Origin of the sequence: Psychromonas sp., assembly GCF_041586535.1 — a bacterium.
Lineage (GTDB): Bacteria > Pseudomonadota > Gammaproteobacteria > Enterobacterales > Psychromonadaceae > Psychromonas.
The window spans coordinates 13,084-26,155 of record NZ_JBFGZY010000003.1 but is presented as its reverse complement, the minus strand read 5'-3'; the positions used below and the strand labels follow the sequence as shown (position 1 = coordinate 26,155).

The following is a 13,072-nucleotide window of genomic DNA, read 5'->3' as shown; positions in this document are numbered from 1 at the left end:
GCTAACTCCCGGGCTTAACGATGTCAAATACGGTATAAGACAAGGTTAATTCCTCAATATCAGTCGTTAAGGCGGTATCTATATAAAACAACAAAGTAAGATCTATCGTCTCACCCGGCTGCAGTACCTGCTGAGCAAAACAAAAGCATTCAACTTTATGCATATACTGGGCTGCGAGCCCCGGACTTACCGACGGTACCGCCTGCATGGTGCGAATTTCATTGCTGAGATTATTCGCAGTGAAAGTGACCTGATTCATTTCGCCCGGTTTTACGCTGATAACAGCCTGATCAACAGTCACTTTAAAAGGCGCATCATTTTGTACATGGGTTAAAAACCCGACATCAACCAGCCTGGCACTGTCGATCACATCACTTACTTCAGCCTGCGTTAAAGAGGGTTTACCGTTGAGCCCGGTGATATCACAAAAAACGTCATATAACGGTACCAGGGCAAAAGCAAAAGCGAACATGCCTATACTGGCTAAAATTAATCGTTTAAATAACCTGTTATGTTTACTCATTATTTAATAACCGGCGGTGTGCTAAAGGTATGATGCGGCGCAGGAGAAGGCACTTGCCACTCTAATCCATCGGCACCATCCCATACTTTTGCAGGCACTTTTGCGCCCCCTCTGATACATTTTAATACCACCCAGACAAATAACAGTTGTGATAAACCAAAAGCAAAACCACCAATACTGATAATGGCATTAAAGTCGGCAAACTGTAGCGCATAATCCGGAATGCGCCGCGGCATGCCCGCTAGCCCTACAAAGTGCATCGGGAAAAACAGCACATTGACACTGATTAAGGATAACCAAAAATGCGTTTTCGCCAGTTTGATATCAAACATATTTCCGCTCCATTTTGGTAACCAGAAATAAACCCCCGCCATAATTGAAAAGATAGCTCCGGTTACCAATACATAATGAAAATGGGCAACAACAAAGTAGGTATCATGGTATTGAAAATCAGCAGGTGTAATAGCCAGCATCAAGCCCGAAAATCCGCCTATGGTAAACAGCACTATGAAGGCAATGGCAAATAACATCGGCACTTCAAAGGAGATCGCCCCCCGCCACATGGTTGCTACCCAGTTAAACACCTTCACCCCGGTGGGCACAGAGATAAGCATGGTACTGTACATAAAAAACAGTTCAGCAGCTAAAGGCATACCGGTGGTAAACATATGATGCGCCCAGACAACAAAAGATAAAATAGCAATGGAGGCGGTGGCGTATACCATAGAGTGGTAACCAAATAACTTTTTACGTGAAAAGGTCGGCACTATAGTAGAAATTATGCCAAATGCGGGCAGAATCATAATATAAACTTCAGGATGGCCGAAGAACCAGAAGATATGCTGGAACATCACCGGATCCCCGCCGCCCATGGCATTGAAGAAACTGGTACCGAAGTATTTATCGGTTAACACCATGGTCACGGCACCGGCTAAAACAGGCATCACTGCGATCAATAAAAAAGCGGTAATAAACCATGTCCAGACGAACATCGGCAGCTTCATCCAGGTCATGCCGGGTGCGCGTAAATTCGCAATGGTGACAATAACGTTAATTGCCCCCATAATCGAGCTGATCCCCATGATGTGCACAGCAAAAACAAACATGGCGGTATTATTATTACTGTAAGTGGTTGATAAAGGAGCATAAAAAGTCCAACCAAAATCCGGTCCTCCGCCCTCCATCAGGAGCGATCCTAAGAGCATGGCGAAGGCAAAAGGCAAGATCCAAAAACTCCAGTTATTCATGCGCGGTAAGGCCATATCCGGCGCGCCGATCATTAACGGAATCATCCAGTTTGCCAGACCGACAAAAGCAGGCATAACCGCACCAAAAACCATAATCAAACCATGAACCGTGGTCATTTGATTATAAAAATTCGGTTCAATTAACTGCAGCCCGGGTTGAAATAATTCAGCCCGGATCAGCATTGCCATCGCTCCGCCGACTAAAAACATAAGCAAAGAAAAACCTAAATAAAGCGTGCCGATATCTTTATGGCTAGTGCTGAATAACCAGCGCTTAATACCCGTTGGTCCATGATGCTCATGATCTTCAGAGGGATGCTGATAAGAGCCTTGATTGCTTTCAACTGTGCCGGTCATTATTGTTCTCCCTGCATTGCCTGCTCAATATCGCTTGGCTGGATAATATCACCTGTATCATTGCCCCAGGCATTTCGCTCGTAAGTGACAATAGCCGCCAGCTGTTTAGCCGTTAATTGCGCTGCAAAAGGCAGCATTGCTGTACCTGGTTTACCGTTCAAAACGATATTCAGATGCTCAGCAACATTTCCTTTTACCAGCGGACTGTCTTTTAAACCCGGGAAAGCTCCCGGGATACCCAGACCGGTTGCCTGATGACAGGCAGCACAATAAATCAGATAGTCCTGCTCGCCTAAGCTCATTAACTGCTCTCTGCTTAAAGTTTCTAATGCAGTGATCTGTTGTGCAGAAATTGCTTCAGCTGTGTTCGTTTCAATGCCCGCCTGCTCAGTAATAACTTCTTCAGAGCTCCCTCCTTCGGCAGTAACCTGCTCGGCAACAGCAACAGGAGTAACTGTTTTTACCTCACTTATTTCATTGCTGCTTTGTGCATTGATAAAATTACTGATGTGTATCGGCTGCACCAGGTCCCCTGTATCATTACCCCACGCGTTACGCTCATAGGTGACAATGGCCGCTACCTCTTTAAGTGAAAGCTGTTTGGCAAAAGCTTGCATCGCGCTGCCTGCTTTACCGTTGAGGACGATATCAATATGCGCATTAACATCACCGGTTGCAATCGGACTGCCTTTTAGTGCGGGGAAAACGCCAGGCAACCCTGTTCCTGATGGTTGATGACAAACTGAACAACTACCAATGTAAACCTGCTCACCGAGGCTCATCAGCTCATCCTCAGTCAACGTTACAGACTGTGATGCGAGCGCTTCCTGAGCTTTATTCTGCTGCGCTATTTTTGCTTCTGCGAGCCAATTGTCAAAATCATCCACTGCCATCGCATTAACCACAATAGGCATAAAACCGTGACTTTTACCGCACAGTTCGGCACACTGACCACGATAAATACCGGCATTATTAACACGCGTCCAGGCTTCATTAATAAAACCGGGTACAGCATCTTTTTTCACTGCAAAATCAGGCACCCACCAGGAATGAATAACATCATCGGAAGTTAATACAAAGCGTACTTTTTTATTGATCGGAACGACCAGCGGATGGTCAACTTCAAGAAGGTAGGTGGCCTGCTTTTGAGCCTGGTTATCTATTTGTGCCTGAGGAGTGGAAATAACAGAGTAGAAATCGACACCGACAGGTTCTTTATTATATGTCAGGTATTCATAATGCCACTTCCACTGCGAGCCGGTTATTTTAATGGTGATATCGGCTTTACTGCTATCTTCCATGGCAATAAGGGTTTTAGTAGCCGGAATAGCCATGGCGATCAGAATCAGAACAGGTATCGCTGTCCACAATAACTCGATTTTTGTACTTTCGTGGAAATGTGCAGGCTGGACGCCTTTCGATTGACGATGATGAAAAATAGACCAGAACATAATGCCGAAGACTACCAAGGCAATTCCGCAGCATATAAGAAAAATAGTCATGTGCAACTGATAAACATTTTCACTGATATCGGTGACACCTTCTCTCATATTAAATGCGCTATTAGCAAAAACTAACTGAGGGGTAAATAATGCAGATAACAAAAGAAATCTGGTAACAATCATGCAACATTTCCTTTTATACAAAAAGTAATGATAATTGACTTTATGTCAGACACCTGTTTAAGAATCATTTCTCGAAAGCGCACAAACAGACTGCGGTACTTATATTGTGAATAATATTTGTATGTAAGAGTGGCTTGTCAAGCTTTTACACACCCAATAAGTATTTAATATAAATGAGATATTTTTTTACTTTAGATTTCTTATTTATAATCCGCTCCACTAGGAATAGACAAGAATTGCCATTAGCGCAAGTTTTAGGTGAAATTGTCCAAGGTGATTACAGCCTATTTTTGGGGCGGAAATATTTTTTTGTAAAATGTTACATTACGTTAACAGCATTATTTTTTGAATTAACCTTGTCGACTAATAAATAGGGCAATTAGTTGCGAATATGCAAAGTTAAACAGTTTAATTTTCAGCACCTAAAACAGGATTAATGCAGTTCATTTTTAGCATTATTTGCACCTGCAGATACTGTCAATTCGGCTATATAACAGTATACTGTCGCCCTTAAATAAACTTAGATGAGAAAAACCATGACAAACACCACTCAAGTACTAGCAGCGTTTATTGCTGAAGTTAAACCAACGCAAACATTATGGGCACTGCAGGATAAAGAGAGTGAGGATTGGGTTGTACTTGACTCCCTTAACTACGAACAAACCGAAGTAATGCCGCTTTGGTCAAACGCTGAACTTGCTGCACAGCACTGTACAGAAGAGTGGCAGGATTACGTACCGGCAGCCATTTCATTATCTGACTGGCTGGAATACTGGATTGATGATCTGGTTGCTGATAATGTGGTTATCGGCATCAACTGGCTCGGAGAAGAGGATGATTTAGAAATTGATTTATCTGAATTCACTCAAGCACTTGTTGAAATTGAAACATTATAACCCCGTAAAAATGTGAAATTAATAATCTACAATCTATACCCGGCACTCAAACGCTCAGGGTATATTGTGCTATTGGGGCGAGGAATTTAATGCCTGAAAATAAAGTGTTGTTGGGTTTAGTGAATCCCAAAAGCCCGACCAATGTAGGTGCAGTGATGCGTGCAGCAGGCTGTTATGCCGTTAATCAAGTTTTGTACACCGGCAGCCGCTACGACCGTGCAGTGAAGCTTAATACCGATACTAAAAATATCAGCGGGCATATCCCTCTCACTAATGTACCTGATTTACTTGATACAATAACAAATGATATCACTGATAATCAGCGCGGTGATCTCAAGGTGGTTTGTGTTGACCTTATTGAGGGCGCCACTCCTCTGCCTAATTTTGTTCACCCTGAAAAAGCCCTGTATATTTTCGGCCCTGAAGACGGCACCATCAAACAATCCATGGTAAACAAAGCTGACGATGTAGTATATGTACCGACCATTGGCTGCATGAATCTGGCCGCAACAGTTAATGTTGTACTTTATGATCGCCTGGCAAAATCAACATCGCATGTTATTGATAATAAGTTAATTAAAAAAAGCAGAGATACCAATAACAGAGTGAAAGTTAACCGTTAGCCTGTATCTTAGTCGCAAGTCAGTGATAGGCTAACTTTTTGCAATCTAAGTTTGTTAGCATTTAGCTGCACGAATTATGAGCCACGAGCTTCGAGTCGAGAGCGACGAAGTTCGCAGCTTTCTCGCAATAATATAATAACCTTGTTGTTCAACTTTAAAGCATAAAAACTGTTACTCATACCAATAATTTAAATGGTGCTAGACTTAATTATGATCCAGTAGATCAAAGATACCATCATTTTAAATAGAGAGTGACATGTCCAAGCTTCCAATCATTCGCATTGACATCGTCTCGGACGTAATGTGCCCGTGGTGCATTATCGGCTACAAAAAACTCGAACAAGCTATGCTGAACATGAAAAATAATGTCGAATTTCAAATATATTGGCAGCCTTTTGAATTAAACCCGGAGATGCCATTAGCAGGAGAGCATTTAGCAACTCATTTGCAGGATAAATATGGCTCAAGTAAAGAGCAGAGTATAAAAAGTCGCCAACAGATTGTTGACATAGGCAAATCTGTCGGATTTGAATTTTCTTTTAATGAAAACTCACGTATTTATAATTCATTTCTTTCCCATCAATTATTACATTGGGCTAAATTATACGATAAACAGACTGAATTGAAACTGGCATTGTTCGATCTTTATTTCACGCAGCAGAAAAATCCAAGTGAATTAACATTACTGCTTGATGTCGCAGAAAAAGTTGGCCTTAACCGAGAGGCAGCAAAAGAGGTTTTAGAGACGCAGCGTTATGCACAAGCCGTCCGCGATGATCAGCATTTCTGGCATAAAAATGATGTTCAGGCCGTACCCGCTTTTATTTTTAATAAACAATATCTGCTTTCCGGCGCACAAGAGTCACAGACACTACAAGATGTCATTGAAACCATTATCAAAGAACAGAGAGAAAAATTGCTTTAGCATACAGCATCCCTCACTAGAGCACCATATAGTTTAAAAAACGAACGCCAGAGCTGACTAAAAATCGCTCAGGCAAGGCGTGTTAGCGAAGGAATAGAGATCTCTTTCAAGCTGACACAACGTAGTCTGGGCAATTTTCAGGCGCTCCCGAAGGGCGAGGCCCAAATGACCTCATGCTGCGTTAAATTTATCCGGTTTAGCGCACTAAATCTTCAAAAATTTGCCTTCCCTGAGGCCATTTTGGCTCTCGCTGGTGCCGTTTTTTTAAACTATATGGTGCTCTAGGCCTCTATCCTGCGCTCTAAAACAACCAACAACGACGAAAACAATCTCACAAGGTCAATAGAGCATCGTTATCCGAAAGTTAAAATTTTTTATAAGTTACGATTTTTTATAAAAAATTACTATCATCTTTCTTATTTCAATCGTTATAATAGATCGAGCGCACTTTACAATTTTAATTTAAAGAAAGGGTAAAATAATGGATAATTTGCTTGAATTGGTAAAAAATACTCGCCGTAAAAACAAACTTAAGCGTGAAATTCTTGATAATGAGAAAAAAATACGTGATAACACGAAACGTGTTGAATTACTGAGTAATTTATTAGAATACATCAAGCCGAACATGTCACATGCAGATATCGTTAATATTATTAACCATATGCAGGCAGACTACGAAGACCGTGTTGATGACCACATCATTAAAGGTGCGGAGCTTTCAAAAGAACGTCGTGAAATAAATAAACAAATTAATTCGTTCAAACTTAGAGAAATAAAAAAATAATTATTTAAGTTGGGTGAATCGTAAAGGGGTAGCTTGGCTATCCCTTTTTGTTATCTATACCCAAACTACTTTAAGATGCAAATTACTGCACCTTGGGTATAGCTTTGCATTTTATATTATTAGGTCACCAGTGCTCACTTATCATTCTGCTTCAATATTACCTCTTCATAATAATGAGATTCACCTCTGGTTGATAGAGCCGGCGAAGATAACCGATGGTGAACTGCTTAATTCGCTGAAAATGTTACTCAGTGAGAGTGAAGTTGAAAAAATACAACGTTACCGTCTGCCCAAATCACAACACACAGCCCTTATCACCAGAGCTTTTGTACGCAAAGTTTTATCTCAATACGCTGATCTTCCCGCTGAAAAATGGAATTTTGATATTGCTCCGCAGGGAAAACCGGAAATAAGCAACCCGCCTCTGCCACTCTCTTTTAATCTTAGTCACAACGATGAAGTGATCATATGTGCCGTGTGCCTGAATAAAAATATAGGTTGTGACATTGAAAGCTTATCCCGGAAAATCAGCATCAAAGGGATTGCCCGACGTTATTTCTCGACAACAGAGTTTGAGGCATTAATGACACTTCCCAGTGCGTTACAGAAGCGACGGTTTTTTGAGTATTGGACGTTAAAAGAGGCATTTGTAAAAGCCACGGGACTGGGTATCAGCCAGGGTTTAGAATCCTTTAATTTTACAATAGGCAAGGCAGAAACAAGTCAGTTTAATGATAATATTCAGCTCAATTTTGCTCCGAGCTGCAGTGAACAGAATAACCAAGACTGGTACAGTTGTCTGCTCTATCCGGATCAGAAACACTGTGTAGCCTTATGTGTAAAAGAACATAACCCTATTAATCATAAGCAGAGTTTTAACGTTCAGGTTTTTAGCGGTTTACCCCTGCTCAACCATTATTAATACCTGCTTATTCAACAATTCAACATATATCATCGTACGAGCATTTTATCGGCAATTCCAATCGCATCTGCAAGTGTCCGGGAAAACTGTATTTTTCCGGGTTTGTAGCGCACTCCGGCGCGGCGTAATTTCAGTACCATTCGTGGTTGCAAATTATTAATAATTAAGCCAATCTGCTGTTTAGCAAGACTCTCCTTGATCGATTCCATAGCAATAATCGCACTCATATCAAGCATATTAACTTCCGACATATCGAGTATGACAACACGCAGATCCGGGGTAACAATTGTAATGCTTTGCAGCGCTTTTTGCGCAGAGCCGAAAAATAATGAACCGTTAATGTCATAAATCGCAATATGATCAGATAGCTCACCATAGAGTTGGTGCTTTTTTTCCATTCTGGTTGTACTTGTCAGCGTGATGCTCCTGCGGATAAACAGCATTGCAGCTAATCCCATGCCGACCGCGACAGCAACTGTCATATCAAAGAGAACTGTCAGTAAAAAACATAAAATCAATACAATAAGATCATCCCTCGGGGCGATTTTAATGGTACGAATAAAATGTTTCGCCTCGCTCATATTCCATGCAACGACTAATAATAAAGCCGCCATCGATGCCATAGGGATAAACGCCAATAAGGGCGTAAGTGCTAAAATTGCAATAAGAATAAACAAACCGTGTACCACGGACGCGAGCGGTAAGCTGCCGCCGGCTTTAATGTTAGCCGCAGTGCGGGCAATGGCTGCAGTTGCAGGTATTCCGCCAAATAACGGCGCCATCATATTGCCTATACCCTGGCCAATAAGCTCATCATTTGGATTATGCTTTTTCCCCGTCATACCATCTGCGACTACTGCACATAACAGAGATTCCAGCGAACCAAGTATGGCGATAGTGATCGCAGAGGGTAATAACATTCTGATAAGCGTAAAACTCAGGCCAATGGGGTTTCCATCGGCATCAGGCAGATTCCAGGGCCACTCGAAGGCAGGCAAAACCGCCGGGATACCATCACCGATCAGGCCATTTATCTCATAATGAAATCGACTGCCGATTGTTGCCACGGAAAAGTCCTGGCTCAACTGGCTAAGTAGCCATGCGCAAGTAGAGCCGACCAGCAGCGCTACCAGATGTCCGGGTATTTGCGAGCGTAATCGCGGCCAGAACAATAAAGTGGTTATTGTAAGTGCGCCAATTAAAAATTCCTGCCAGTTAATAGTAGGTAATGCAGAGACTATCAATACAAGCTTATCCAGATAGTCTCCATCTAATGCATTGATATTAAGACCTAGAAAATCTTTTATCTGCAGCGTACCGATAACCACACCAATACCTGCGGTAAAGCCGATAATAACCGGATAAGGAACAATTTCAATGAGTTTGCCGAGTTTGCCAACTCCCATCAAGATCAATACGATACCGGCCATAAAACCACTAACCAGCAAACCGCCAATACCAAACTGCTGGACAATAGGCAGTAACACAACCACAAATGCTGCAGTAGGCCCGGATATATTAACTTTCGATCCACCACTGACGGCAATAACTATGCCTGCAACAATAGCCGTATACAGCCCATGTTGAGGCGCTACACCACTGGCAATAGCTAATGCCATCGATAGCGGCAGCGCAATAACACCAACGGTTAAACCTGCAAGGACATTCACCTGAATATCTTTAAATGTGACTTTACCCGCCAAAGATTTTGTTAAAGCTGAAAACAATCTTTACTCACTTATTGAGCGTTGTCGCCCAAATTCATCAAAAGTCTGGCCAATAGCGCTGCTTAACATCAAGAAGATGCAATTTTTCACACTTGAGAACTGTTAATATGCGCACTCCCTTTCATCAACACAGCTTTATATCACAAATACCTCTGCAAAACATCTGCAATTGCGACTTTAATTGCAGCAGGCTGCGTATTTTTCTATCAAAATTCACCAGCCATTGATTAGCTTTATTTCACAGATAATGCATAAATAGTGGTTCTACTGCATAATCTTAGAGGTTGATAACAAAGATAAACCGTCACTCTGGAATAGTCTTTTATAATGGTTTTATTTATCGAGCTAAAGGGTTATTCTTACCAGTATTATTGGACTTTATTAAAGGGATTCATATGGATTTTATATTTGATTATTTATTAAGAATTGAAGTTTTTATCCTTGTACTGGTGATAGTCATCTTAAAATCATCGGTAATTTTTGTGCCGCAAAACCGGGCTTACCTGATCGAACGTTTTGGTAAATACCAGTCAACCCGCGAAGCCGGATTAAATTTTCTTTTCCCATTTATTGACCGCATCGCTGCTGACCGTTCGCTAAAAGAGCAGGCCGTTGATGTGCCAAGCCAAAGCGCAATCACCAAAGACAATATTTCTCTAAGCGTTGATGGTGTTCTCTATTTCAGAGTATTAGATCCTTATAAAGCTACTTACGGAGTCGACGATTACGTCTTCGCTGTTACCCAGTTATCGCAAACTACAATGCGTTCTGAATTGGGTAAAATGGAGCTTGATAAAACCTTTGAAGAACGGGATGTACTCAATACTAATATTGTTGCATCTATCAATGAAGCATCCGGTCCATGGGGCATTCAGGTCCTGCGTTACGAGATAAAAGACATCGTACCGCCGCAAACCGTTATGGAAGCAATGGAAACGCAAATGAAAGCAGAGCGGGTGAAACGCGCACAAATATTAGAGTCTGAAGGTGACAGACAAGCAGCGATTAACGTTGCAGAGGGCCAAAAGCGTTCGGTCGTCCTGCAGGCTGAAGCTGAAAAAGAAGAACAGGTATTACGGGCAGAAGGTGAAGCGCAAGCAATTATTGCGGTTGCCAACGCTCAGGCTGAAGCACTGCACACCATCGGGGTGGCTGCTAATACAGAAGAAGGACAAAAGGCCATTCAACTCGATTTAGCCACAAAAGCCATTGAAGCTAAAGCAGCAATCGCCAAAGAATCTTCAGTGATATTGCTGCCTGAAAACGGCACGGATACGGCGTCTATTGTTGCCCAGGCAACCACTATCATTAATAGTTTGAGCAAAGGTTAATCATGGAAACTATTTTTCCGTATTTACCACAAAGTTTTATTGTAGTCGGGTTAATCTTATTGGTGATTGAAGTACTGATATTGGGTTTCTCAACCTTTTATCTGTTTTTTATAGGGGCAGGTCTTATCGCCAGCGGTCTGTTGATGGCGATCGGGGTGATCCCGGAGACGTTGTTTAATGCGCTATTATCAACGGCAATTATCACGAGCCTGATTGCATTAGTTGCCTGGAAACCGATGAAAAATATACAGAATAAAGTCGAGCCAAAACATGTTAATAATGACATGATCGGATATCAATTTATATTAACTGAAGAATTAGCCATCGGCCGGACGATCACTCATCGTTATTCAGGAATCGATTGGAAAGTCAAAGCAAAAGAGCCATTAAGCGCCGGCACCGAAGTCAAAATTATCGCTATCGAAGTTGGTGTGTTGACGGTTCAGCGAGTCGAATAATCGCTGCTGCAGGCAGTTAACTGAAATGAAAAGAGGTTAAATGTTTGTACTGCGCACTGCGTAATAAACACCAAAACTATATACCCATGTTAGTTCAAGATACATAATCAGCATCTTGAAGCACCATGGGTATAGATTAGCCCATCGTAACTCATGTACAATCCGCCCCTCCCCTGCTCTCAGGTCAATTTTCACTGTTAAGTTAAATCAAAGGTTATTTATGTCTCAAAAAATATACTGTATTGCCATGTTCAAACCTAAAGCCGGTAAAAACGAAGAACTGTTTAAAGTATTACAAGCCCTTGAGCCGAATGCTCAGCGGGAAGATGGTTGTATTCAATACTTAGTTACGCGTCATATTAAAAACGATTTTGCCCCGGGAACAAGTTATCCAATTGTCTTTAATGAAATATGGTCAAATAAAGCAGCTTTTGAAGCGCATTGCCAGCGCAAAGAGATTGTTGATTTTTTCCAGAGCCAGTGTATCGCGGAAAATGGACTTGTTGAAGCCTATAATGTTTGTGTCTATAGCGATCAACCAGAAAACTTTGATATTCCCGTACTATAATGAAATGGATGGCTCATCCATATTAACTATAAAAATGACAGGGAATATTTATGAAGTGCTGGTTAAGTTATATATTTAAAGCATCTTTAGCGACGTTATGTCTCCCTCTTGTTACCTCTGCAGCTGAAATATCTACACGTATTGTTGGTGGGCAAGAAAGTGATATTAACCAATTTCCCTGGGCTGTCAGTCTGAAAGACAGTACCACACAGAAACATTTCTGTGGCGGGTCGTTAATCGCTAAACAATGGGTATTAACAGCAGCTCACTGCTTGGATGATTTGCAGTCAGTATCACAAATCACCGCCACCATTGGTGAATATGACCTAGATTCAATACCTGCTACGACCGCAATAGAAATCGAGCAGTTCTATATCCACCCTGATTACACTAGCTCACCGCCTGTGAATGATATTGCCCTGTTAAAACTTGCCTCCGCCGTTGCTGATCCCAGTTTAATTTCACCGGTCAGTCTGGAGGATACAACAGATGCTGTTGTATCTCAGGACAACGTGACGGCACTGGGCTGGGGCTCAACAGTCCCGTCTGATGAGCGTAATGACCCTGATTTCCCAAATATTCTAAACTATGTCGAAATCCCATTATTGACAGATGATATGTGCAACGAGGCATACGATGATAATTATACTGCTGAAATGCTCTGCGCTGGTTTAGAAGATGGCGGTAAAGATAGCTGCCAGGGAGACAGTGGCGGTCCTTTAGTGATTAAACAAGATGATGACAGTTGGCAGCAGATAGGCATAGTCAGCTGGGGAAGTGGCTGCGCAGCCAAAGGCTATCCGGGAGTTTATACTCGTTTAGCCCTGTATGAAGATTGGGTGAACGGCATACTCTGGATGAGCCAAATTAACATTAGTGATGACTCAAACAGCGACTCAAACAGCGACTCAAACAACTCGGGCGGTGGTGGCGCTATAGGGTGGCTAACTGTTTTGCTCTTTCCTCTGTTATTTATTCGCCGCTGTTATAAATTCTTATAATATTACCCTTAACACTTTGTGAAGTAGTTCGCAAAGTGTTAAGGTGCGCTCTTTTTTTAAACAATGTATATTCTATAGGATTTAA

13 protein-coding genes are annotated in these 13,072 nt (G+C 41.9%); 9 read left to right on the top strand and 4 right to left on the bottom strand.

Annotated elements, in window-relative coordinates:
- Position 1 precedes the first annotated feature (1 nt).
- From ABZA00_RS00820 to coxB, 3 genes are read right to left on the bottom strand one after another with little or no spacing between them, the layout of a single operon-like run.
- Complete coding sequence (locus tag ABZA00_RS00820; RefSeq protein WP_372880243.1) at positions 2-523, bottom strand: cytochrome c oxidase assembly protein; 522 nt, start codon at positions 521-523, stop codon at positions 2-4.
- On the bottom strand, positions 523-2,127 hold the full coding sequence (gene ctaD / locus ABZA00_RS00815) for a cytochrome c oxidase subunit I (protein WP_372880242.1): 1,605 nt from the start codon (positions 2,125-2,127) through the stop codon (positions 523-525). Before ctaD ends, ABZA00_RS00820 begins: the two co-directional genes overlap by 1 nt.
- Positions 2,127-3,752, bottom strand: coding sequence for a cytochrome c oxidase subunit II (gene coxB / locus ABZA00_RS00810; RefSeq protein ID WP_372880241.1), 1,626 nt, complete (start codon positions 3,750-3,752; stop codon positions 2,127-2,129). Before coxB ends, ctaD begins: the two co-directional genes overlap by 1 nt.
- A gap of 536 nt (positions 3,753-4,288) precedes the next feature.
- On the opposite strand from coxB, the gene ABZA00_RS00805 reads away from it, so the two are divergent.
- The 5 genes from ABZA00_RS00805 to ABZA00_RS00785 all read left to right on the top strand — a co-directional run bounded on the left by ABZA00_RS00805 (position 4,289) and on the right by ABZA00_RS00785 (position 7,902).
- Positions 4,289-4,648, top strand: coding sequence for a DUF2750 domain-containing protein (locus ABZA00_RS00805; protein WP_372880240.1), 360 nt, complete (start codon positions 4,289-4,291; stop codon positions 4,646-4,648).
- Between the two features lie 89 nt (positions 4,649-4,737).
- Complete coding sequence (locus ABZA00_RS00800) at positions 4,738-5,271, top strand: RNA methyltransferase (RefSeq protein WP_372880239.1); 534 nt, start codon at positions 4,738-4,740, stop codon at positions 5,269-5,271.
- Between the two features lie 256 nt (positions 5,272-5,527).
- Positions 5,528-6,196, top strand: a complete 669-nt coding sequence (locus ABZA00_RS00795; RefSeq protein ID WP_372880238.1) for a DsbA family oxidoreductase — start codon at positions 5,528-5,530, stop codon at positions 6,194-6,196.
- Between the two features lie 481 nt (positions 6,197-6,677).
- Positions 6,678-6,980: a DUF496 family protein gene (locus tag ABZA00_RS00790; RefSeq protein ID WP_372880237.1), complete on the top strand. Its 303-nt coding sequence runs from the start codon at positions 6,678-6,680 to the stop codon at positions 6,978-6,980.
- Positions 6,981-7,110: 130 nt separating this feature from the next.
- Positions 7,111-7,902 (top strand): 4'-phosphopantetheinyl transferase superfamily protein, encoded by a 792-nt coding sequence (locus ABZA00_RS00785; RefSeq protein ID WP_372880236.1) that lies wholly within the window; start codon positions 7,111-7,113, stop codon positions 7,900-7,902.
- A gap of 29 nt (positions 7,903-7,931) precedes the next feature.
- Here the strand turns inward: ABZA00_RS00785 and dauA are convergent, their stop codons facing one another.
- The gene (gene dauA / locus ABZA00_RS00780; protein ID WP_372880235.1) at positions 7,932-9,629 is read right to left on the bottom strand and encodes a C4-dicarboxylic acid transporter DauA; all 1,698 of its coding nucleotides are present in this window, start codon (positions 9,627-9,629) and stop codon (positions 7,932-7,934) included.
- Positions 9,630-10,024: 395 nt separating this feature from the next.
- Here dauA and ABZA00_RS00775 point away from each other — a divergent pair, with 395 nt between their 5' ends.
- The 4 genes from ABZA00_RS00775 (at position 10,025) to ABZA00_RS00760 (ending at position 12,987) form a co-directional block, all read left to right on the top strand.
- On the top strand, positions 10,025-10,960 hold the full coding sequence (locus tag ABZA00_RS00775) for an SPFH domain-containing protein (protein ID WP_372880234.1): 936 nt from the start codon (positions 10,025-10,027) through the stop codon (positions 10,958-10,960).
- 2 nt (positions 10,961-10,962) lie between these two features.
- Complete coding sequence (locus ABZA00_RS00770; protein WP_372880233.1) at positions 10,963-11,418, top strand: NfeD family protein; 456 nt, start codon at positions 10,963-10,965, stop codon at positions 11,416-11,418.
- A 220-nt stretch (positions 11,419-11,638) separates the two neighbouring features.
- Positions 11,639-11,986, top strand: coding sequence for a putative quinol monooxygenase (locus ABZA00_RS00765; RefSeq protein ID WP_372880232.1), 348 nt, complete (start codon positions 11,639-11,641; stop codon positions 11,984-11,986).
- A gap of 50 nt (positions 11,987-12,036) precedes the next feature.
- Positions 12,037-12,987: a serine protease gene (locus tag ABZA00_RS00760; RefSeq protein ID WP_372880231.1), complete on the top strand. Its 951-nt coding sequence runs from the start codon at positions 12,037-12,039 to the stop codon at positions 12,985-12,987.
- The last annotated feature ends 85 nt before the right edge of the window (positions 12,988-13,072 follow it).

Bases quoted from the DNA above. Each gene is read 5' to 3' on its own strand.
- ABZA00_RS00820 (WP_372880243.1), bottom strand. From the start codon at position 523: ATGAGTAAACATAACAGGTTATTTAAACGATTAATTTTAGCCAGTATA.
- ABZA00_RS00805 (WP_372880240.1), top strand. From the start codon at position 4,289: ATGACAAACACCACTCAAGTACTAGCAGCGTTTATTGCTGAAGTTAAA.
- ABZA00_RS00800 (WP_372880239.1), top strand. From the start codon at position 4,738: ATGCCTGAAAATAAAGTGTTGTTGGGTTTAGTGAATCCCAAAAGCCCG.
- coxB (WP_372880241.1), bottom strand. From the start codon at position 3,752: ATGATTGTTACCAGATTTCTTTTGTTATCTGCATTATTTACCCCTCAG.
- ABZA00_RS00765 (WP_372880232.1), top strand. From the start codon at position 11,639: ATGTCTCAAAAAATATACTGTATTGCCATGTTCAAACCTAAAGCCGGT.
- ABZA00_RS00795 (WP_372880238.1), top strand. From the start codon at position 5,528: ATGTCCAAGCTTCCAATCATTCGCATTGACATCGTCTCGGACGTAATG.
- ctaD (WP_372880242.1), bottom strand. From the start codon at position 2,127: ATGACCGGCACAGTTGAAAGCAATCAAGGCTCTTATCAGCATCCCTCT.
- ABZA00_RS00775 (WP_372880234.1), top strand. From the start codon at position 10,025: ATGGATTTTATATTTGATTATTTATTAAGAATTGAAGTTTTTATCCTT.
- ABZA00_RS00790 (WP_372880237.1), top strand. From the start codon at position 6,678: ATGGATAATTTGCTTGAATTGGTAAAAAATACTCGCCGTAAAAACAAA.
- ABZA00_RS00770 (WP_372880233.1), top strand. From the start codon at position 10,963: ATGGAAACTATTTTTCCGTATTTACCACAAAGTTTTATTGTAGTCGGG.
- ABZA00_RS00760 (WP_372880231.1), top strand. From the start codon at position 12,037: ATGAAGTGCTGGTTAAGTTATATATTTAAAGCATCTTTAGCGACGTTA.